The sequence below is a fragment of the Agromyces aurantiacus genome (assembly GCF_016907355.1).
GTDB lineage: Bacteria > Actinomycetota > Actinomycetes > Actinomycetales > Microbacteriaceae > Agromyces > Agromyces aurantiacus.
This window is the reverse complement of sequence record NZ_JAFBBW010000001.1, coordinates 805,678-825,967: the sequence shown is the minus strand read 5'-3', so window position 1 is coordinate 825,967 and position 20,290 is coordinate 805,678. Positions and strand designations below refer to the sequence as shown.

Genomic DNA, 20,290 nt, shown 5'->3' with positions numbered 1-20,290 from the left:
TTAGCATCTGGCTCGCCAGAGTCTTTTCTGTAACGCACATTCCAAGGAGGCGATCGTGCGAACTCTCCCCGCAGCCCTGACGGCCTGCACCGCAGCCACACTCATCCTCACCGCCACGCCGGCGGTCGCGGCTCCCGCGTCCACCGAGCCCACGCCCCACGCGGTGCTCATCGGCGGCAACCTCGCCGAGAACGCCGAGATCCTGCAGACGATCGTCGACCTCGCCGACCCGGATGGCGCGGGGCCCGAGAAGGCGCGCATCGCGATCGTGACGGCGGCTGCCCGCTCCGCGCGCACCGAGGCGCAGGCCACCGACCCGAGCCTGAACAACGCGGCCGCCAACGGCCTCTACTACTCCGACCTCTTCGCGCAGTACGGCGCCGAGACCTACGCCGTGCCCATCGACGACCGCGTCGACTACGAGGGCGACGCCTACCGCCCCGACCGCGCCGACGACCCCGAGGTCGTCGCAGAACTCGCCGACGCGACCGGCGTCTTCTTCGGCGGCGGGGACCAGATGCGCTACGTGCGCACCCTGCTCGACTGCGAGCCGGCCGCCGAGGAGGCGTTCACCTCGTGCACCGACACGCCGGTGCTCACCGCGCTGCGCGCGGCCGCCGACCGCGGCGTGGTCTCGGGCGTGAGCGCCGGCCTCACCATCCAGCAGGGCGCCGACATGATCACGGGCGGCGAGTCGTACGAGGCGTGGCGCGACGGCGCGACGCCGGGCTACCTCGAGGACCCGGCCGAGCTCGGCTACGTGCCCTACGGCGGCTTCGGCTTCGTCGAGGGCGTGCAGATCGACAGCCACTTCACGACGTGGGGCCGGCAGGGTCGCGCCGTCAAGCTCGGCCTCGAGACCGGGCACGACCTCGTGCTCGGCGTCGACGAGACCACCGCCGTGGTGCTCGACCGCACGACGGGCGTCGGGCGCGTGATCGGCGAGCACGGCGCATCGCTGCTCGACCTCAGCAGCGCACGGGAGGCGGACGGCGGCGTGACCGGTGTGCGCTGGACCTACCTGACCGCGGGCGACGGCGTGAACCTGCGCCGTGGCCTCGGGACCGCCGCCGACGGGTCGGCCGCCCTGCGACCGACCGGTGCGCCGGTCGCCGAGCGCGCTGACGTCTGGGACTCGCTCGCCGGCGAGGGCGGCGAGTACTCGCTGCGCGACCTCGCTCGCGACGCCGTGGCGTCGAGCGCACGGACTGCGGCCGGCACGAGCCTCGAGACCGACCCGCAGTTCCGCACGACCCTCGTGCGCCAGTCGTCGACCCGGGCGTGGACGACGCCGGCCGGCCAGGTGTCGTTCGCGGGGCTCGAGATGCGGATCGAACGTCTCGGCTGATCCCTGCCGCGTCGAACGCGAACGCCTCCAGCCGCCCGGCCGGGGGCGTTCGCGCATTCAGCTCGCGGCCGCCGGCTCCGTCTCCTCGGCCGGCCGGTGCTCGATGTCGTCGACCCGCCCGCGCGGCATCGCCACGGCGCCGCCGATCGTCGCGATCGCGGCGATCACCACGCCGACGAACACGGCCGTCGAGGCGGCCTGGATCGCGTCGGCCGAGTGAGCGCCGAGGCCCGAGCGTGCGATCACGCCGTTGGCGACGGCGCCGAAGACGGCGACGCCGACGGCGCTGCCCATCGACCGCAGGAACATGTTCGCGCCCGTCACGACGCCCCGCTCCTCCCACGGCACCGAGGACTGCGCCGCGATGAGCGTCGGCGAGGCGACGAGGCCGAGCCCGAGGCCGATCACGAAGCACGCGATCGCCGTCGTGATCGGGTTCGGCACCATCGACGCGGCGACGAGCCCGACTGCACCGGCCACGGCGAAGGCGAGCCCGACGAAGGCCGTGTTGCGGAAGCCGATGCGCAGGTAGAGGCGCCCGGACTGCGAGGCCGAGATCGGCCAGCCGAGGGTGAGGGCCGCGACCGCGAGGCCCGAGACGATCGGGCTCGCTCCGGCCGACACCTCGAGGAAGGTCGGCACGTACGAGGTCAGCCCGATGAGCACCGCTCCGACGCCGAGCGAGATGAGCGAGGTCGTGACGATGAGCCGGCGCGAGAACACCCAGAGCGGCAGCACGGGCTCGGCGGCCCGACGCTCGATGAGGATGAACGCGACGAGGAGCAGGCCCGCGAGCGCGAACGCGCCGAGGCTCTGCCACGAGTTCCACGCCCACGCCTGCCCGCCCTCGAGCACCGCGAGGATGAGGAGCGTGGCCCCGACGGTGAGCACCGCGGCGCCCGCGAGGTCGATGCGGTGCGACTTCCGCTCCACGTTCTCGTGATAGCTCCGGATCAGCATCCACGCCGCGAGGATGCTCAGCGGGATGTTGACGAAGAAGATCCAGCGCCACGAGAGGAACTCGGCGAAGAGTCCGCCGAGCGAGGGCCCGATGACGGATGACGCGGCCCACACGCTCGCGATGTACCCCTGCACGCGCGCCCGCTCCCGCACGGTGTAGATGTCGCCCGTGATGGTGATCGAGACCGGGAGCACGGCGCCCGCGCCGAGGCCCTGGATCGCGCGGAAGACGATGAGCGAGGTCATGTCCCACGCGAAGCCCGCGAGGATCGAGCCGACCAAGAACGCGCCGATGCCGACGAGGATGATGGGCTTCCGGCCGACCGTGTCGGCGAGCTTCGAGTAGACCGGCACCGAGACGGCCTGCGCGAGCAGGTAGATTGAGAACAGCCACGGGAACTGCGCGAACCCGCCGATGTCGGCCACGATCGACGGCACGGCCGTCGCGAGGATGGTGGCCTCGATCGCCACGAGCCCGGTGCACAGCATCAGGGCCATCAGCACCGGCCCGCGTTCCGAGCGCAATCCCACCGCGGTCTGCTCGGTCACGCGTCCTCCTCGCCGGACCGCCCTTCGAAGCGGGCGCCCCTTCAGAGCCAACGCGCTCGCGCGTCAGGCATTCCCGCCCGGCTTCCGCGCGGACTCAGCGCCCTCGGCCACCTACGTCCACGCGTCGGCGACGCGGATGCCGCTCCGATACGCGAGCTCGCCGCGAGGTCAGGCGAAGCGCATCACCGCTTGCGCGACCTGACGCGCGACGCGAACTCCTCATCGAGGTCGAGCGGGGTGGTCTGGTCGACTGCCCCGAGCTTGTCGAATTCGGGCCGGAACTCCTCGATGAGCTCGTTGGCCGAGATCGCGTCGAGCGTATCGGGGCCGATCGCTTCGAGGTACCCGCGCACGATGTCGAGCTCGGCGGGCAGCATCGCGTCGCTGCCATCGTTGTCCCGCATGCGCTGGAGCAGCCTGAGGTGATACGGGGTGCCGATGTGCGTCCGGCGCCCGGTGACGGTGGACTGCGCCCAGATCCCCTGGTTGACCAACGGAATGATGGAGAACATCGGGTACTCCTTCTCCTTGACGTTGCTGGCTGCGGCCACGCTCGCATTGGGACGGCCCCCGGCGTAGTTCGTCGCCCAGCCGAGGTAGGTCGCCCGGGGAGCCTTCGCCTGCGTGTAGTGGTCGACCGAGGCGAACCCGATGGCGTCCCCGAGGTCCTCCGACACCGACGCGTTGGCCATGAAGAGCTTCCCGCCGCCCTGCGTCATCCCGACACCGACGTGGCCGTTGTCGATGCCCGCGATGTCCCAGAAATGGAACGCCAGCGGCGGGGCCGCAGCCGCGTCGAGGTTCAGCGTGCCGGAGCCGTTGGCGGCCCGTCGGGCGCTGCTGATATCCGAGACCGGCTGCTGCGCCCACTGGAATTCACGATCGATGTACCGGAAGACCAGGGACCCGCACTTCTGATCCCAGGTCTCCTGCGTCCCGTCGTTGTTGACGAATCTCGGAAAACGTCGCGCGAACGCCCGCGCATGCTCCTCCGGAGTCATGTCCGATACCCCCATGTGCGGTATCCCACGAAGTCGCGCAGGGCTCGCACGTGCGGATTGTAGATCTCGATGCCCGCCGTCCGTGAGGCCCGAACAGGGGGCATTCGCGCATCGGGTCGGACGCCCTCGTCGCGCACTGGCGCGCGCCTGATTGCCGGATGCCACAACCGCGGCGCCGCTCCGGCCGACCCGCGTCGTCGATGGCGACGAATGTCGGAGCAGGCCCCGAGACCCGGGTCTACCCTCCCAACATGACTGATTTCCGTCCGCCCGTCGCCGACCTCGCATATGCACTGAAGCATGTCGTGGGCTACGACCAGGTCGCCGAGCTCCCGGGCTTCGAACACGCCGACTTCGACACGGTCACCGAGATCCTGGAGGAGGTGGGCAGCTTCATGGCCGAAGCGGTCGCTCCCACCAACCGGGCCGGCGACCTCGAGGGCGCCCGCCTGAACGCCGACGGCACCGTGACCACGCCCACGGGCTTCGTCGAGGCCTACTCCGCGTACGTCGACGCGGGCTGGGGGTCGGTCCCCCTGCCCGAGGAGTTCGGCGGCGGCGGATTCCCGCGCACCGTCGGCCTCGCCATCCAGGAGCTCATGATGGAGGCCAACATGGCCTTCTCCCTCGCTCCCCTGCTCACGCAGGGCGCGATCGAGGCGCTCCTGCACTACGGGAGCGACGAGCAGAAGCAGGCCTGGCTCCCGAAGATGGTGACCGGCGAGTGGGCCGGCACGATGAACCTCACCGAGCCGCACGCCGGCTCCGACGTGGGCGCGCTGACGACGAGGGCCGTCAAGCGGCCCGACGGCACCTACGGCATCACCGGCCAGAAGATCTACATCACGTTCGGCGACCACGACCTGAGCCGGCAGATCGTGCACCTCGTCCTCGCCCGCACGCCCGACGCGCCCGCCGGCACCAAGGGCATCTCGTGCTTCATCGTGCCCAAGTACCTCATGAACGACGACGGCACGCTCGGCGAGCGCAACGGCGTGCACACGCTCGGCGTCGAGCACAAGATGGGCATCCACGGCTCGCCCACCTGCGTGCTCTCGTACGAGGACGCCACGGGCTACCTCATCGGCGAGGAGAACATGGGCATGCGCATCATGTTCGTGATGATGAACAGCGCGCGGCTCTCGGTGGGCACGCAGGGCCTCGCGGTGGCCGAGCGTGCGTACCAGCAGTCGCTCGAGTACGCGACGGAGCGCATCCAGGGTCGCGCGATCGGCGCCACCCAGGACTCGCCCATCATCGACTTCCCCGACGTTCGCCGCATGCTGGTGACGCAGAAGGCGTACATCGCCGCGCTGCGCCGCATGATGCTGCTGAACGCCGTCTACGTCGACATCTCCACCCACCACCCCGATGCCGCGACCCGCGCTCGCGCCGACGAGATCGTGGGCCTGCTCACCCCGATCTGCAAGGCGTTCGGCACCGACCTCGGCAACGAGCTCACGTCGCTCGCGCTGCAGATCCACGGCGGCATGGGCTTCATCGAGGAGACCGGCGCCGCCCAGCACTACCGCGACGTGCGCATCGCCGCGATCTACGAGGGCACCAATGGCATCCAGGCGGCCGACCTCGTGGGCCGCAAGCTCGGCGTGCGCGGCGGCGCGTCGTTCCTCGAGTTCATCGGCACCATGCGCGAGCTCGACGGGGAGCTGGCGGCCGCGGGCGACGAGTTCGCGTCGATCCGCACCCAGCTCGCGTCGGGGCTCGACGTGCTCGAGCAGACGACCGGGTGGATGCTGCGCACCGGCGCCGCCGACCCGAACTCGGTGCTCGCGGGCTCCAGCCCGTACCTGCGCATCTGGGGGCTCGTCGTCGGCGGCTGGCTGCTCGCGAAGTCGGCGCTCGCCGCACGCGACCTCGACGGCGATGCCATCGCCGAGTCGCAGTTGCCGCTGGCCCGCTTCTACGCCGAGCAGCTGCTGCCCGCGGCATCCGGTCTCGTCGGCGCCGCCACAGGCGGATCGCGCGACCTGTTCGCGCTCGACGCCGACGCGCTCGGCGACGTGACACGGCGGCCGGCGCGCGTCTGACCTGCACCGACACCGAGGGGATCGCGCCGATCGGCGCGACCCCCTCGGTCGTCCTCCCGCGCGCTCAGCGACGGTGACGGGATCGGCCGGCGACGATCGTCTCCACGACCCGCGTCTCCAGGAGCGAGCGCGGACCGCCCTCGAACGGATCGGCATCCAGCACCACCACGTCGGCCGCGAAGCCCGGCGCGATCCGGCCGCGCCAGTCGCCGTCGCCGACGGATGCCGCGGCATCGCGCGTCGCGTGGCCGAGCGCGCGGTCCAGGGGCAGGGCGTACTGCGGATGCGTCGCCGGCACCGACGGATCGAGCGCCGACGCGCGCGTCGATGCGACGTACAGGTTCGCCAGGGCGGCGTGCGGCGCGGTCGGCGCGTCGGTGGAGAAGGCGAGAAGCGCCCCCGCCTCCTCGTACTCGGGCCACGGGAACGCGCGCTCGACACGGTGGTCGCCCAGCATCTCGGCCCAGTTCGCGAAGATCGCCGGGTCGGCGTGCACCGGTTGCATCGACGCGGTCACGCCGAGTCGCGCCATCCGCTCGGCCGTACCGGGCGCGGCGTACTCGAGGTGCTCGATGCGGTGCCGCCGTTCGCGCTCGCCGTTCACGTCGATCGCGTGCTCGATGGCGGCGAGCGCGAGGTCGACCGCGAAGTCGCCGATCGCGTGCTGCGCGACCTGCAACCCGGCCGCGTCGGCGGCGGCGACCACGGGTTCGAGCCGTTCGCGCGGCCAGATCGGGTCGGCGTTCGTGCCGTCGGCGTACGGATGGCGCAGGGCGGCGGTGCACGCGTCGATCGTGCCGTCGAGGATGAGCTTGATGCCCACCACGCGCAGCCAGGGCGTCGACTCCGCGCCGGCGAGCTCGGCCGCACGGGCGACCTGGGCGAGGTTCGCGGCGTCGTCGCCGGTGTTGGTGATGAGCCAGTGCGCCGCGACGCGAATGGGCAGTTCCCCGCCGCGACGAACCCGAGCGCGCTCGAACGCAGCGAGGCCGTGCTCGTCGAAGGCCATGTCGACGACGCCGGTGACGCCGCTGGCGAGGTAGGCGTCGATCGCGCGCTCGACGTCCGCATCGCGGGCATCGTCGGTCGTCGCCGCGTCGCGCTGCGCCCACGCGTACTGCACCGCCGCCGTCTCGTAGAGCAACCCGGTCGCCTCGCCGTGCTCGTCGCGTGCGATCGAACCGCCGATCGGGTCGGCCGTGTCGCGCGTGATCCCGAGCTCGGCGAGCGCGGCGGAGTTGACCCAGCAGGAGTGGTAGTCGTTCGCGTCGAGGTAGACCGGGATGTCGGGCACGGCGGCGTCGATCATCGCGGCCGTCGGCGCGCCGCCGGGCACCGAGTCGAAGAGCCAGCCGCGTCCGCGGAGCACGACCGCGTCGGGGTTCTCCTCGCGCGCGCGGCGGAGCCGGGCCTGGATCTCGTCGAGGGAACGGGCATCCGTCAGTGGAACCTGCCCGAGCGCGGCCCCCATCATGAGCAGGTGCGTGTGCGCGTCGGTGATGCCGGGCAGCACCAGCCGGCCCTGCAGGTCGACCGTCGCGTCGGCATCCGGTGCCTGGTCGCGGTCGCCCACGAAGACGATGGTGTCGTCGCGAACCGCGAACGACTCCGCCCAGGCGCGGTGCGGGTCGGGATCGGCGGTGAAGACGCGTGCGTTGGCGTACAGGGTGATCACGGGCGGCCCTCCTTGCCGAGCGGCGTGCGCAGGAGGACTGCGTAGAGCACGCCCGCGACGAGCATGCCGACCGGCACGGAGAGGTCGATGTAGCCGGTCGCCTCGGCGATCGGCCCGGCCCACACGCTGGTCGCGAGGCAGAGCGCCGTCGTGAGGCCGCCCGCGAGCAGGGCGACGAGGCCCGGAATGCTCCATCCGCCCGTGTACCAGTAGCGTCCGCCGGGGTGGTCGTCGAACAGTTCCACCCCGTCGTAGGCGTACCGGCGCAGGAGCACGTCGACGACGAAGACGGCCATCGCGGGCCCCGACACGATGACGAGGAACTGGAGCATGAGGTTCGCGGCCTCGAGGAGGCTCGACGACAGCACGAGATGGATGGTCAGCGCGGTGCCGACCACGCCGACGATGATCGCGGCCGGGATGCGACGGAGCCGGAACCCGATGGCCTGGAGGGCCATGCTCGAGGTGTAGGTGGTCATCGCGTTCAGCGCGATCGTGTTGATCACGACGCCGATGACGAGGACGGGACCGAGCCAGGCGGGCAGCAGGTCGAGCAGGGCGACATCCAGCCCCGCCTCGAACGCCGCGCCGTTCAGCCCGGTCGCGAGCAGCACGCCGACGGTCGTGAACACGATGAACGGGATGGCGCCGCCGAGTCCGGTCGCGAGGGCGATGTGCGACGGCTTGGTCGACCGCGGGAGGTAGCGCGCGATGTCGGGGCTGTTGATGAACGAGAGCGGGGTCGATGCGAGGATCGTGAAGCCGATGGTGAGCGACGACCAGAGCGCTGCCCCGGTGAGCGGCTCCGGCGCGGCGTACTGCCAGTCGACGGCCGGCAGGATGAAGCCGGCGACCGCGAGGAAGATCACGAACAGGGCCGCGGCCATGTAGGAGTACGCCCGCACGATGAGCCCGTGACCGAAGATGGCGACGAGGATCGTGATCGTCGCGACCACGACCGTCACGCCGATGGGCACCCAGACGGGGTCGTCGATTCCCAGCCGTCGCAGCAGGTCGGCTCCCATGAACGATGACGCGAGCCAGGTCAGCGACAGGAACACGGCCCCGATGAACCAGCCGACGAACGCCACGAACAGCTTGTTGCCGAGGATGCCGTACATCGCTCGTGTCACCACGGACCCCGAGGTGCCTGACGCCGGCCCGCTGCCCGCGATGAGGCCCGGGAAGACCCACAGCAGGGACGACGCGACGATCACCGCGATCGCCTGCCAGACCTCGAGTCCGAGCAGGATGAGGGTGGCGCCGATGGTCAGGTTGAGGATGCTGACGTTGGGGGCGGCCCACACGAAGAACAGGTCGCGGGCTCTGCCGTGGCGCTCGGAGTCGCCGATGAGTTCGATGCCACGAGTCTCGGGTCGGGACGGCGCGTCGATGAAGTCGTCGAGCGGCGGCTCGATCTGGGGCGGGGTCTGGGTCACTGGCGTGCCTTTCCGGGAGCGTCATTGCTATTGGTCACATGCCCAATGGACTATTGGTCAGTCATTCAATAGGCTTGGAGCCGTGACGTCAAGTCCTGCAGCAGCGCGAACCCGGAAGCGCCCCGAGGAGCGGCGGGAGGAGATCGTGTCGCAGGCGGCGGCGATCGCACTCGAGAGCGGCCTCGAACGCATCACCCTGAGGGCGGTCGCCGACCGGCTCGGCGTGCGCCCCGGCCTCATCACCCACTACTTCCCCGCGGCAGAGGACCTCGTGATCGAGGCGTTCGTCCGGGCGGCGGTCCGCGAGCGCGAGCAGTTCTTCCCGACGTCCGGCGAGCCCCTCGAGCGGGTGGCGCACTTCATCGCCCATGTCGAGAGCGGTGCGTCGACGCCGCTCGCCCGGCTGTGGTTGAACGCGCGCCATCTGGCCCGCTTCAGCCCGGCGCTCGACGCCGCGCTGCAGGAGCAGGACGCCCTCGACCGGGCGCGCCTCATCGAGATCATCGGGGACGGGATGCGAACCGGCCGGTTCCCCATCGAGGATGCCGAGACCGCCTGCATCCGCATCCTCATCGCCGTCGACGGTTCCGGCTCGTACGTCAACAGCGCGCCGGCTGCCGTGCACCCGGCGCAGCAGCACGTCGTCGCCGACATGACGGACTGGGCGCTCGGGCTCGCGGGCGGCACCCTGCGCGCCGCCGTTGCGGCGCGGCTCGCGGGGACGGCCGACGTAGTCTGAGCATGGTCCGGTGAGAACGCGCTGCGCATCAAGGGAGAGCGACAGATGAGACCGCTTCGATACTCGATCAACGTCACGCTCGACGGCTGCGTCCATCACGAGGCGGGCGTCGCGCCCGACGAGGAGTCGATGCGCTTCTGGACGACCGAGCTGGAACGTGCCGATGCCCTGCTCTACGGCCGCACGACCTACGAGATGATGGAGTCGGCGTGGCGGCGGCCGGCCTCGGGGACGTGGCCCGACTGGATGCGCGAGTGGGAGATCCCCTTCGCCGAGCGTATCGACCAGACGAGGAAGTACGTCGTGTCGAGCTCGCTGGGCGCGGTCGACTGGAATGCCGAACTCGTGCAGGGCGATCTGGAGCGCGAGGTCCGTCGGCTCAAGCAGGAACCGGGCGGGGCCCTGCTGGCGGGTGGCGTGACGCTCCCCCTGGCGCTGGCCGATCTGGGCCTCATCGACGAGTACGTGTTCGTGGTGCAGCCGGTCCTCGCCGGGCACGGGCCGACGCTGTTCGCCGGGCTCCGCGAGCGCATCCGGCTCCAGCTCACGGATCGCCACGAGTTCCGGTCGGGGGCGGTCGCCCTGCGATACCGGCCTGCGCGAGTCACAGCCTGATGCGATCACCTTCGGCCCCTCTGGGAGGAAGCCGCGATGCATGAGATCCTCTCGTTCCCTGAGCAGCTGCGCCTGATCGACGAACGGTCGGCCGCCTTCCGGGCTGCGGTCGCCGCGGCACCCAGCCTCGACCTCCGGATGCCGACCCATCCCGAGCGGACGCTGTTCGACCACGTGCAGCACGTCGGCATGGGGCGCCGCAAGGCGGCCGCCGTCGTCGCCGCGGGGCCCGCGGACGCTCCGCCGGATGAGTCGGTGTGGCGAGGCGGCACGGGCGCGCCCCGGGAGCGCGAGGCGCTCCTGGCCTGGTGGGATGAGTCCATCGAGCACCTGGCGGGCGTGCTGCGCGAGGCAGGTGCGGATCGTGGGTGCTGGACGTGGTGGGCGGACTCCCCGTCGCCGCAGACCTCCGGGGCCTGGGCGCGGCGCCAGCTCCACGAGATCGCGGTGCACACCTACGACGTCCAGCTCGCCGGTGGCGCCCCACAGCCGATTCCGGAGGAGATCGCCCTCGACGGCTTCGACGACTGCCAGTTCACCCTCTGCGCGACGACGGTCGCGTGGCCGCACGATCCCGCGATCGTCGAGTACCACGCCACCGAGGGCCGCTCCTGGCGCCTGAAACTGTCCCACGACGGTGCACAGGTCGCCCGCCTCACGCCCGCTGCCGGCGACCCCGACACGACCGACGCTTCCGCCCGCGGCACGGCCGGCGACCTCGTGCTGTTCTTCTACGGCCGCATCCCACTGGACTCACTGACGTTCGACGGCGACCGGCGCATCTTCGATCAGCTCGCCGTGTGGGACCCGTCCGCGTGACGATCGACGACGTGCGACCTCACGCGTCGGCCGCCCGAGCCAGGTCGAGCGTCAGTGGGTCGTCAGCCTGCGGGAGCAGCGCAGCGTTGGCGCGCTCGAACGCCTTGAGCGCGCCCTCGTTCCAGCCGTCCTCGAACCGGGCGGAGAACCCGTCGGGGAAGATCTCCTCCGCATCGCGCAGGACCCCGTCGAAGATGGATGCCGCGACCTGAGCCGGTGCGGTCTTCGGAATGGCCAGGTCGCGCGTCATGTCGGTGTCGATCGGTCCGGAGAGCACGGCGTGCACCCGCACCCCGCGCCTCGCGAACAGCGCCCGCTGCGCCTGCGACAGCGAGAAGAGCGCGGCCTTCGAGATCGAGTACGACGGCATCACCGGGAGGTTGGCGAGCGCCGCGAGCGATCCGACGTTCACGACCGCTCCGCCACGGGCGGCGAGCGCGCGAGCGAGGGCGTTCGTCAGGGTGAGGGGGCCCAGCACATTCGCCGTGAGGTGCTCGCTCAGCACCCGGCCATCGGTGAGGTCGTCGTAGCCGCCCATGGCGGCATTGTTGATCAGGAGGTCCAGGACGGGGACCTGTGCGGCCGCGTGCTCGATCGAGAGCGGGTCGGCGACGTCGAGCAGGAGCGGCGTCACGCGCGGATCGGCGTGCTCGAAGGGCGTGCGCACGCCGGCGTACACGCGGGCAGCGCCCCGGTCGAGGGCCTCCTCGAGGAGCGCGCGGCCCAGTCCGCGGCGCGCGCCGGTGATCAGGATGGTGCGGGCGTCGAGCGAGTGGTCGGTGGTCATGATGGTCCTCCTTCGCCGGCGGCGGTTGCGCGGTTCGCAACCCCGGCCGTCATCGATACCGACGCGCGGACCGGCCGCAACTGGTCGCGCGTCAGACGACCAGTTCGACGCCTGCCCGGTGTCCACACGAGAGAAGGGCTTGCGACGCCTCACGAAGGGGGGCGCGTCAACGCCTTGGAGTTCGCACATGGTAGGCAGGTGGCAGGATGACGGACCGATTGCTGCAGGCAGCGCTCGCGGGCGACCGCGGGGCGTTCGACCAGCTCGCCGAACCGCACCGGCGCGAGCTGCTGGTGCACTGCTATCGCATGCTCGGCTCGGTGCAGGATGCCGAGGACGCCGTGCAGGACACGCTGCTCAACGCGTGGCTCGGCCTGCCGGGGTTCGAGGGCCGTTCGTCCGTGCGCACGTGGCTCTACCGCATCGCCACCAACCGGTGCCTCAACCTGCTGCGCTCCGGACGGAGGGTCCTGCACGATTCCGAGGACCCGGCGTCACCGCCGACTGCTTACGGCGAGGTGGTGTGGCTGCAGCCGTATCCCGATTCGATGCTCGAGGGCATCCCCGACGATGCTCCCGGTCCCGAGGCCCGCTATGAGTCGCGCGAGGCGGTCTCGCTGGCGTTCACGCGCGCCCTGCAACTGCTGCCTCCGTCGCAGCGAGCGGCGCTCCTCATGCGCGACGTGCTCGGTTACCCGGCAGCCGAGGCCGCCGAGTTGCTCGGGGTCACGGTCGACGCCCTGAACGGCTCGCTCAAGCGTGCCCGCGCTGCCCTCGCCGCGGGCGAGGTACGCGGCCGGCCGGGCGATCCCGACCCGGAGCTGCTCGAACGCTTCGTGGCCGCCTTCACCTCCGGCGATGTCGACGGCCTCGTCGCATTGATGACCGACAACGTCTGGGTGCGGATGCCGCCGCTCCCGTTCGAGTTCCATGGAACGGACGCCGCGGCATCCTTCTTCGACACCGTCGCCGCACACCAGCGCACGATCGAGCGGATGGTGCCGACGGCCGCGAACCGTCAGCCGGCCTGGGGGGAGTACGTGCGCGACCCGGTCACGGGCGGCCTCCACCTCGTCGGCGTGCTCGTGATCGGGGTGTCGGATGGGAAGGTCGACGACATCACGCATTTCGAGACCTCGGTCGCGGGCTGGATGGGCCTGCCGCGGACGCTCGATTCGTGATCGTCGGACGCGAGCGACGAGGCACAACGTTGCTGCCGTCGAGACGACGTCGAAATGCCGAATCGATCGATGATGATCTGCGGTAGCGAGGGCGGGACTCGAACCCGCGACACCACGATTATGAGCCGTGTGCTCTAACCACCTGAGCTACCCCGCCGCGAGGCTTCCCCGGCATAGCCGGAGGAACCAGAGCCCCGAGTCAGGATTGAACTGACGACCCCTTCCTTACCATGGAAGTGCTCTACCACTGAGCTATCGGGGCGTGCACCGCTCTCGCGGCAACCACACGAGGATATCACCGCCGGGCGCGTGCATGAAATCGGGCGTCAGAAGCCCGTGGCCACTCCCGCCGACGTTCCCGCGACGGCGATGATCGTCACCAGGAAGGCGATGTACGCCGCGATTCCGAGCACCCAGAGCACGGTCAGCACGTACCCCGAGATGAGGCCGGTGAGCGCGGCACCGTCGCCCTGCTCGCCGCGCTGGCGGATCTGCCGGCGCGCGATGTGCCCGCACACGATCGCGGGGATCGACGTCAGCAGGCCGAAGAACAAGCCGCCGAGGCCGAGGCCGAACGCGACCCACGCGAGCGCGTTCTGGGGTCGTGCCGCAGGCGGCGCCCAGTAGCCGGTGGGGGCGGCGGTGTAGGGGGCGGTCGGGGCGTACGCGGCGGTCGGGGCGTAGGCGGCCGGAGAAGCCGCCGAGGCGACCGGAGCACCGTACGGAGTCTCAAGTGCCGCCTCGGCGGCGGGCGACGTCGACCACGGACCCGAAGCGGGCGGGGCCGGCGGGGCGGGCGGAGCCGGCGGAGCAGGCGGAACGGGCGCCGCCGCATCGGGCGTGGGCGCGGACGGCGTGACCGGAACGTCGCTGGTCACGGCCGGCGCGACCGGCGCATCAGCAGCAGCGGGCGGCGCGGGCGCGTCGGCGGGAACGGGCGGGGGCACAACGGCAGGGGTGTCCACGGGACTCCATCGGGTCGGGGGTGCGGGGGCGGGGTCGAGCGTCATGCTATCGGGCGCGGGAGGCCGACGGGGAGATACCCGCCGGGTCTCACCACGCCGGGGTGTCGACGCCGGGCAGGCGCCACGCGGCGAAGGCCGCGCCATCCGTCGCGAGCGTGACAGCGCCGTCGGATGCCGCGAGCCCGGCGTCGCCGAACACGCGCGCCGCGACATCCGCATCGGGCAGTGCCGCCGCATCGAACGCGACCGTCGCCGCCGCACGCGCGGCGAGCACGAGCACGCACTCCGAGGCGGATTCGCGCACGAACGCGACCGCGTCATCCGACACTGCGAGCCAGCGGATGCCGCCCGTGGCGAGCACGGGGTGCGCGCGGCGCAGCGCCACGAGCGAGCGGTAGGTCTCGAGCACGGGCGCGACCGCGGCATCCGCCTCGCTCCCCCACGGCATCGGCGTGCGCGACGCCTCGCCGTCGACGCCGGTGAGCCCGAACTCGTCGCCCGACCAGATGACGGGGATGCCCGGCAGCGTCGCCGCGAGGCCGAAGGCGACGGACACGGTGCCGGGGCGCGCGTGCATCGCGAAGCGCGGGGTGTCGTGCGTGTCGAGCGCGTTCATCGTCGCGAGGCGCGTGCGCCACGGGAAGCCCGCCGTGAAGCGCGTGTGCGCGGCGTGGAACTCGCGGCCCGTGTAGGCCGGCACGCGGCCGAGCGCGAACCCGATGCCGCCACCCGCGGGCGCGCCCTCCTCCTGCAGCCAGCTCCACACCGGGCGCGTGAACGGCGTGTACGTCATCGCGCCGTGCCACGCGTCGCCCTGGAAGTCGCCGCCGGCGTCGTTCGTCGACTCGGCGAGCAGGATGGTGTCGGGGTTCACGTCGAGCATCGTGCGGCGGATGGTCTGGCGCACCTCGGCGTTGAGGTCTTCCCCGCCGAGCCGCCCGGTCATGTTCGCGACGTCGATCCGCCAGCCGTCGAGGTGGAACGGCGCGCGGAGGTACCGCGCGACGATCGAGTCGGGCCCCTCGATGAAGCGGCGGCGCAGCTCGAGCGAGCGCCAGTTGAACTTCGGCAGCGTCGGCACGCCGAGCCACGACTCGTAACCGTGGCCGCGCTCGGCGCCGGGCTCGTGGAAGAAGTAGAACTCGCGCTCGGGCGCGGCCGGATCGGCGGATGCCGCGCGGAACCAGTCGTGCGCATGACCCGAGTGGTTCGAGGTCAGGTCGCCGATGACCCGGATGCCGCGGGCGTGCGCCGCCTCGACGAGCCGCACGAGCGCGTCGTCGCCGCCGAGCAGGTCGTCGACCGCGTCGAAGTTCGACGCGTCGTAGCGGTGGTTCGACCGGCCCGCGAAGACCGGCGTGAGGTAGAGCAGGTCGACGCCGAGGCCGACGAGGTGGTCGAGCCTCTCGCGCACCCCGTCGAGGTCGCCGCCGTAGACCTGGTGCGAGCGGCCGGGCGGCAGCGGATCGACCGGGTCGCCCCACGCCGCCGGGATCGCCCAGTCGGGCAGCTCACGGTCGTCGGCCGCGGCCGACCGTGCGAACCGGTCGGGGAACACCTGGTACATGACGCTCGACGCCGCCCACTCCGGCGCCGGGTCGTGCGCGACGAGCCGGAAGTCGTCGTCGTCGCGCGGCTCGATGCTCGACAGGCCGAGCTGGCTCAGCCAGTGCTGCCGGCCGTCGGCGCCGACGAGCAGCCACCGGTAGTGGTGCACAGGGTTCTCGACCTCGACGGGCGCCTCCCACCACACCCAGCCGTCGGCCTCGCCGAGCAGGGTCGCGCGGCTGAAGTGCGGCTCGCGGTTCGGGTTCGACCGGGTGCCGACCCACGCGAGCGGGCCGAACGCGGCGGGCACGCGCAGGCGCACCCGCACGGTGTCGCCGAGGGCCGGCGACGGGTCGGAGACGTGCAGGGGCGAGCCGTCGTGGTGCGGCGAGAGCATGGCGGGCCTCTCATGGCGGATGCCGCGCGCGGGGCCTCCGCGCGCGGCATCCGTTCTTCGTCGTTCTGGGTTACTTCACCGCGCCGGCGGAGAGCCCGCCGACGATGTACTTCTGCAGGTAGAGGAACAGCAGCACCACGGGCAGCGCCGCGATCACGGCACCGGCCGAGAAGGCCGCCCAGTCGGCATAGCGCGGGTTCGACACGAGCTTCACGAGGCCGACCGCGAGCGTCTGCTTCTCGGTGTCGATGAGGATCACCGACGCGACCACGTACTCGTTCACCGTGAAGATGAACGACAGCAGCGCGACGACCGCGAGGATCGGCGCGACCAGGCGCAGGATGATCGTGAAGAAGATTCGCGCATGGCCGGCGCCGTCGATCTTCGCGGCCTCGTCGATCGACGCGGGGATCGTGTTGAAGTACCCGTACATGAGGTACGTGTTCACGCCGAGCGCGCCGCCGAGGTAGACCATGATCAGTCCGATGTGCGTGTTCAGGCCGATCGCGGGGAACCAGTCGCTGATCGCCGTCATCACGAGGAAGATCGCGACGACGGCCAGCATCTGCGGGAACATCTGGATCACGACGATCGACACGAGGCCGAAACGGCGTCCGGTGAAGCGCATGCGCGAGAACGCGTACGCCGCGAGCGACCCGAGGAACACCGTGAGGATCGCCGTGATGCCGGCGATGATGAGGGTGTTCGCGAACCACGTGGTGAACGGCACGTCCGGGTTCGTGAGGATCCGCGCGTACGCGTCGAAGCCGATCTGGGAGAAGAGCGCGTTCGACCCGGTCAGCGTGCCCTTCGGGTTCAGCGACGACGAGATCACGAACACGATCGGGAACAGCGCGAACGCCACGACGACGATGCCGACGAGGTGGCGCCATCCGGTCGCCTTGAACCAGCGCCCGAACGAGAAAGGCCGCTTCTCGGGGGCCTCGCGCTGGAGCTCGGGGTCGCCGCCGGTGCGGGCCGCGGCGCGCTGCTCGCGCAGCTCGGCCTGGAGGAGTCCGGCCTGCGTGCCGGGAACGGGCTGCTGCTCGGTCATCAGTTGATCTCCTCGAGCGACTTGGTGCGGCGGAACGCGATGATCGAGATCGTCGCGACCACGATGAAGATGATGACCGAGTACGCGGCCGCGAGCCCGTAGTCGCGGTTCTGGCCTGTGAAGGCCACCTTGTAGACCATCGAGATCAGGATGTCGGTGAAGCCGACCGGGATCGGCGCATCGGTGTCGCGCGGCCCGCCGTTGGTCAACATGTAGATCACGTTGAAGTTGTTGAAGTTGAACGCGAACGACGCGATGAGCAGCGGCGCCACGCTCACCAGCAGCAGCGGGAGCTTGATCAGCCGGAACGTCTGCCACGGCGAGGCGCCGTCGACGGTCGCGGCCTCGTTCACGTCCTCGGGGATCGACTGGAGCGCGCCCGTGCAGACGAGGAACATGTACGGGAAGCCGAGCCAGAGGTTCACGATGAGCACGGAGATCTTCGCGACCGTCGGGTCGGTGAGCCATGGCACGCTCGCGCCGCCGAGGAGCACCTGGTTGATGAAGCCGAAGCTCTCGTTCATCATGCCCGCCCAGACGAGGGCCGACAGGAACGACGGGATCGCGTAGGGCAGGATCATCGCGATGCGGTAGAAGCGGCGGCCTCGCATGCGCATGTCGTTGAAGACGAGCGCGAGGAACAGGCCCAGGAAGAACGTCGACGCGACCGAGATGAGCGCGAACGCGAACGTCCAGAGCGTCACGTAGATCAGCGGGCCGGCCAGCCGGCTGTCGGTCACCGCGCGCACGAAGTTGTCGAACCCGACCGTGATCTGCCATCCGGGCCGCAGCTCCTCGCCGTCCTCGGCGACGAAGGCGCCCGTGCCCTGGTCGGTGTAGACCGTGCCGCTGGTCAGGTCGGTCATGGTGCCCGCGGCCTCGTCGTACTCGAGCGTCGAGGTGTAGAGGTAGCCGTTCGAGCCGTCGGGCGTGCGGATGGCGCCGTCGTTCGGATCGTCGGAGAACGGCACCGCGAGCTCCGTGATCTCGTCGGTGCGCGCGATGACGTCCTGGAAGCTGAGGGAGGTCCAGCCGTCGACCGCGACGGCCTTGCCGTTCTCGAGCTCGGCGCCCTGCACCTCCTGCAGCGGCTGCTCGTTCGTGCCGACGCTGACCTCGCCGTCGGGATCGGTGACGAGCAGGCCGAGGGTCCCGAGCTGGTCGACGACGGTGACGCCGTAGGTGGGCGAGTCGGGCACCCGCTCGAGGGACGCGGCCATCAGCGAGCTGACCGCCTGCTCCTTCGAGCCGTTGTGACCGGTCCCGTAGTTGGTGAAGGCGATGTAGCCGGTGTACACGACCACGAACACCTGGAAGAGCACGAGGAAGATGACGCCCGGCGTGAGGTACTTGGCCGGGAGCTTCCGCCGTGAGAAGTAGATCCAGTTGACGATCGCCGTGACGACCGCCACGACGCCGAGGACGATCCAGTCCTGCTGCAGCGCGAGGATGAAGATCGCGTAGAGCGCGATCGCGTCGACGATGCCGATGAGCACCATCTTGATCAGGATGGTGCGGAGACCGCCGGATGCGGCATCCGCGATCGATGCCGCCCGTCGCTGCCGCTTCGTGGGCGGCGGCACGGACTCGGCCGTGACGTCCTCGTCAGTCGTGATGCTCATCTGCTCGCTCTTCTCGTGGCGCGGTACTGGGAACGCGACGGCTCCGGGCCGGATGCGGTGAGGCATCCGGCCCGGAGCGTGTCAGCGTCAGCCGGCGTCGATCGCCGCCTGGACGTCGGTGGCGAGCTTGTTCCAGGTCGCGGTCGGGTCCTCGCCGTTGATGATGGCGGCCTCCGCGATGCCCCAGTACTGCCACACCGAACCCATGGCCGGGATGGCCGGCATCGGGACGGCGTCGGCACCGACGGCCGCGAAGCCCTCGATGATCGGGTCGCTCGAGGCGGACTCGGCCGCGGCCGAGAGCGCGGGCAGGATGTTGCCGGCCTTGAACAGGTCGAGCTGCACGTCCTCGGTGCCGATGTAGTTCACGAGGAAGTCGTTCGCGGCGACCTTGTTCTTCGACTCGGACGAGATGAAGAAGCCCTTCACGCCGGCGAACGGCGAGGCGACGTCACCGGTCGGGCTCGGGACCGGGTCGATCGCGACGTTGACGCCGCCGTCGACCGCAGCGCCCACGTTCCACGGGCCGGTCAGCCAGAACGCGGCCTTGCCGTCGAGGAAGGACTGCTTCGCGATGTCACCGTCGATGTCGGTGTTGAAGACGCCGGTGCCGGTCTTGCCCTGGCTGCCGAGCCACTTCGCGAACTCGACGCCGCCCTCGTTGCCGAGCTGCAGGTCGGTGGGGTCGTAGCCCTCGTCGTTGGTGCCGAACACCGGGGCTCCGTACGCCGTCTGGAACGGGTACAGGTGGTAGGGGTTGCCCTCGGCGCCCTGCTCGACCACGAACGGCTGGTCGAGGCCGGCGGCCTTGCCCTTGGCGATCATGTCGTCGAAGCTCGTCGCGGCCTCGGGGACGAGGTCGGCGTTGCGCAGCACGGCGATGTTCTCGACCGCGTAGGGGAGCATGTAGACGGTGCCCTCGTAGGTCGAGGCGTTGATCGCCACGTCGAGGTAGTCGCCGGCGGAGTCGCCGAGCTCGAGCGGCGCGACGACGCCGTTGGTCGAGAGCTCGCCCAGCCAGTCGTGCGCGCCCATCGTGATGTCGGGGCCCTTGCCCGTCGGGACCTGCTGGATGAAGTCGTCCTTGATGGTGGCGTTGTCCTTGCCGACCAGCTTGACCTCGACGCCGGTCTCCTCGGTGTAGGCCTCGGCTGCGCCCTTCAGCGCGTCGACGCGCTCGGCGTCGACCCAGACCGTGAGCGTGCCGCCCTCGCCGGCGGCGCCGTTGTCGCCCTCGCTGTTGCCGCCCGCGCAGCTCGCGAGGCCGAGCGTCGCGACCACGGCGACAGCGCCGGCCGCGAGGAGGCTCTTGGTGTTCACCCGCATTGGTGTGTGCCCTTCTCAGTGTGCGTGAGACCGGCGCCTTCGCCTGGTGTGGGACGCTGCCCTGTTCCGTTGATGGGAACCGCGCACCGTGCTCGAAAGGCCGTTCTTCCGTGTGGATGTGCCCGCAAGTCGATTGCAAGCGGTTTCAGGTATACCCTCTTCACGTCGAGTTGACAACTCGGCGTTATCCGATCGATACCGGATCCTCAGGATCACG

General features: G+C 70.7%; 16 protein-coding genes and 2 tRNA genes. 6 read left to right on the top strand and 12 right to left on the bottom strand.

Annotated elements, in window-relative coordinates; all coding sequences use genetic code 11:
* The first annotated feature begins 55 nt into the window (after nucleotides 1-55).
* Nucleotides 56-1,348 (top strand): cyanophycinase, encoded by a 1,293-nt coding sequence (locus JOD46_RS03885; protein ID WP_204391809.1) that lies wholly within the window; start codon nucleotides 56-58, stop codon nucleotides 1,346-1,348.
* Nucleotides 1,349-1,405: 57 nt separating this feature from the next.
* On the opposite strand, the gene JOD46_RS03880 is transcribed toward JOD46_RS03885, so the two are convergent.
* Both JOD46_RS03880 and JOD46_RS03875 read right to left on the bottom strand, forming a co-directional pair.
* A complete protein-coding gene (locus JOD46_RS03880; protein ID WP_204396204.1) occupies nucleotides 1,406-2,806 on the bottom strand; it encodes an MFS transporter in 1,401 nt (466 codons plus the stop codon).
* A 233-nt stretch (nucleotides 2,807-3,039) separates the two neighbouring features.
* Nucleotides 3,040-3,873 (bottom strand): hypothetical protein, encoded by an 834-nt coding sequence (locus JOD46_RS03875; RefSeq protein ID WP_204391807.1) that lies wholly within the window; start codon nucleotides 3,871-3,873, stop codon nucleotides 3,040-3,042.
* Nucleotides 3,874-4,109: 236 nt separating this feature from the next.
* Between JOD46_RS03875 and JOD46_RS03870 the strand changes: the two genes are divergently transcribed.
* Nucleotides 4,110-5,906: an acyl-CoA dehydrogenase family protein gene (locus JOD46_RS03870; protein ID WP_204391805.1), complete on the top strand. Its 1,797-nt coding sequence runs from the start codon at nucleotides 4,110-4,112 to the stop codon at nucleotides 5,904-5,906.
* A gap of 64 nt (nucleotides 5,907-5,970) precedes the next feature.
* On the opposite strand, the gene JOD46_RS03865 is transcribed toward JOD46_RS03870, so the two are convergent.
* The gene (locus JOD46_RS03865) at nucleotides 5,971-7,581 is read right to left on the bottom strand and encodes an amidohydrolase (protein ID WP_204391803.1); all 1,611 of its coding nucleotides are present in this window, start codon (nucleotides 7,579-7,581) and stop codon (nucleotides 5,971-5,973) included.
* A complete protein-coding gene (locus JOD46_RS03860; RefSeq protein WP_307834896.1) occupies nucleotides 7,578-9,020 on the bottom strand; it encodes a purine-cytosine permease family protein in 1,443 nt (480 codons plus the stop codon). Before JOD46_RS03860 ends, JOD46_RS03865 begins: the two co-directional genes overlap by 4 nt.
* 82 nt (nucleotides 9,021-9,102) lie before the next feature.
* Between JOD46_RS03860 and JOD46_RS03855 the strand changes: the two genes are divergently transcribed.
* The 3 genes from JOD46_RS03855 to JOD46_RS03845 are packed head-to-tail and all read left to right on the top strand — an operon-like array spanning nucleotide 9,103 to nucleotide 11,193.
* Nucleotides 9,103-9,759: a TetR/AcrR family transcriptional regulator gene (locus JOD46_RS03855; protein WP_204391801.1), complete on the top strand. Its 657-nt coding sequence runs from the start codon at nucleotides 9,103-9,105 to the stop codon at nucleotides 9,757-9,759.
* Between the two features lie 45 nt (nucleotides 9,760-9,804).
* The gene (locus JOD46_RS03850) at nucleotides 9,805-10,374 is read left to right on the top strand and encodes a dihydrofolate reductase family protein (RefSeq protein ID WP_204391799.1); all 570 of its coding nucleotides are present in this window, start codon (nucleotides 9,805-9,807) and stop codon (nucleotides 10,372-10,374) included.
* 36 nt (nucleotides 10,375-10,410) lie between these two features.
* Nucleotides 10,411-11,193, top strand: a complete 783-nt coding sequence (locus JOD46_RS03845) for a maleylpyruvate isomerase N-terminal domain-containing protein (protein WP_204391797.1) — start codon at nucleotides 10,411-10,413, stop codon at nucleotides 11,191-11,193.
* A gap of 19 nt (nucleotides 11,194-11,212) precedes the next feature.
* Here JOD46_RS03845 and JOD46_RS03840 read toward each other — a convergent pair whose 3' ends face one another.
* A complete protein-coding gene (locus JOD46_RS03840; protein WP_204391795.1) occupies nucleotides 11,213-11,980 on the bottom strand; it encodes an SDR family NAD(P)-dependent oxidoreductase in 768 nt (255 codons plus the stop codon).
* Nucleotides 11,981-12,186: 206 nt separating this feature from the next.
* On the opposite strand from JOD46_RS03840, the gene JOD46_RS03835 reads away from it, so the two are divergent.
* Entirely contained in the window at nucleotides 12,187-13,161 is a 975-nt protein-coding gene (locus JOD46_RS03835) for an RNA polymerase subunit sigma-70 (RefSeq protein WP_204391793.1), read from the top strand.
* Nucleotides 13,162-13,244: 83 nt separating this feature from the next.
* Here JOD46_RS03835 and JOD46_RS03830 read toward each other — a convergent pair.
* The 7 genes from JOD46_RS03830 to JOD46_RS03800 form a co-directional block, all read right to left on the bottom strand.
* Nucleotides 13,245-13,318 (bottom strand) — tRNA-Met (locus tag JOD46_RS03830).
* Nucleotides 13,319-13,351: 33 nt separating this feature from the next.
* Nucleotides 13,352-13,423: transfer RNA gene (locus JOD46_RS03825), tRNA-Thr, on the bottom strand.
* Nucleotides 13,424-13,487: 64 nt separating this feature from the next.
* On the bottom strand, nucleotides 13,488-14,039 hold the full coding sequence (locus JOD46_RS03820) for a DUF4190 domain-containing protein (protein ID WP_204391791.1): 552 nt from the start codon (nucleotides 14,037-14,039) through the stop codon (nucleotides 13,488-13,490).
* Between the two features lie 175 nt (nucleotides 14,040-14,214).
* A complete protein-coding gene (locus JOD46_RS03815; protein WP_204391789.1) occupies nucleotides 14,215-16,071 on the bottom strand; it encodes a glycoside hydrolase family 13 protein in 1,857 nt (618 codons plus the stop codon).
* Between the two features lie 70 nt (nucleotides 16,072-16,141).
* Nucleotides 16,142-17,125 (bottom strand): sugar ABC transporter permease, encoded by a 984-nt coding sequence (locus tag JOD46_RS03810; protein ID WP_204391787.1) that lies wholly within the window; start codon nucleotides 17,123-17,125, stop codon nucleotides 16,142-16,144.
* Nucleotides 17,125-18,747 carry an ABC transporter permease subunit gene (locus JOD46_RS03805; protein WP_204391786.1) on the bottom strand — a complete coding sequence of 541 codons (1,623 nt, stop codon included), beginning with the start codon at nucleotides 18,745-18,747 and terminating at the stop codon, nucleotides 17,125-17,127. Before JOD46_RS03805 ends, JOD46_RS03810 begins: the two co-directional genes overlap by 1 nt.
* Before the next feature lie 87 nt (nucleotides 18,748-18,834).
* The gene (locus tag JOD46_RS03800) at nucleotides 18,835-20,073 is read right to left on the bottom strand and encodes a sugar ABC transporter substrate-binding protein (protein ID WP_204391784.1); all 1,239 of its coding nucleotides are present in this window, start codon (nucleotides 20,071-20,073) and stop codon (nucleotides 18,835-18,837) included.
* Nucleotides 20,074-20,290: the final 217 nt, after the last annotated feature.

What these genes read in the sequence shown, in the direction of transcription:
- JOD46_RS03880 (WP_204396204.1), bottom strand. Translation starts at nt 2,806, where the DNA reads ATGGCCCTGATGCTGTGCACCGGGCTCGTGGCGATCGAGGCCACCATC.
- JOD46_RS03875 (WP_204391807.1), bottom strand. Translation starts at nt 3,873, where the DNA reads ATGGGGGTATCGGACATGACTCCGGAGGAGCATGCGCGGGCGTTCGCG.
- JOD46_RS03870 (WP_204391805.1), top strand. Translation starts at nt 4,110, where the DNA reads ATGACTGATTTCCGTCCGCCCGTCGCCGACCTCGCATATGCACTGAAG.
- JOD46_RS03850 (WP_204391799.1), top strand. Translation starts at nt 9,805, where the DNA reads ATGAGACCGCTTCGATACTCGATCAACGTCACGCTCGACGGCTGCGTC.
- JOD46_RS03845 (WP_204391797.1), top strand. Translation starts at nt 10,411, where the DNA reads ATGCATGAGATCCTCTCGTTCCCTGAGCAGCTGCGCCTGATCGACGAA.
- JOD46_RS03840 (WP_204391795.1), bottom strand. Translation starts at nt 11,980, where the DNA reads ATGACCACCGACCACTCGCTCGACGCCCGCACCATCCTGATCACCGGC.
- JOD46_RS03835 (WP_204391793.1), top strand. Translation starts at nt 12,187, where the DNA reads ATGACGGACCGATTGCTGCAGGCAGCGCTCGCGGGCGACCGCGGGGCG.
- JOD46_RS03815 (WP_204391789.1), bottom strand. Translation starts at nt 16,071, where the DNA reads ATGCTCTCGCCGCACCACGACGGCTCGCCCCTGCACGTCTCCGACCCG.
- JOD46_RS03810 (WP_204391787.1), bottom strand. Translation starts at nt 17,125, where the DNA reads ATGACCGAGCAGCAGCCCGTTCCCGGCACGCAGGCCGGACTCCTCCAG.
- JOD46_RS03805 (WP_204391786.1), bottom strand. Translation starts at nt 18,747, where the DNA reads ATGAGCATCACGACTGACGAGGACGTCACGGCCGAGTCCGTGCCGCCG.
- JOD46_RS03800 (WP_204391784.1), bottom strand. Translation starts at nt 20,073, where the DNA reads ATGCGGGTGAACACCAAGAGCCTCCTCGCGGCCGGCGCTGTCGCCGTG.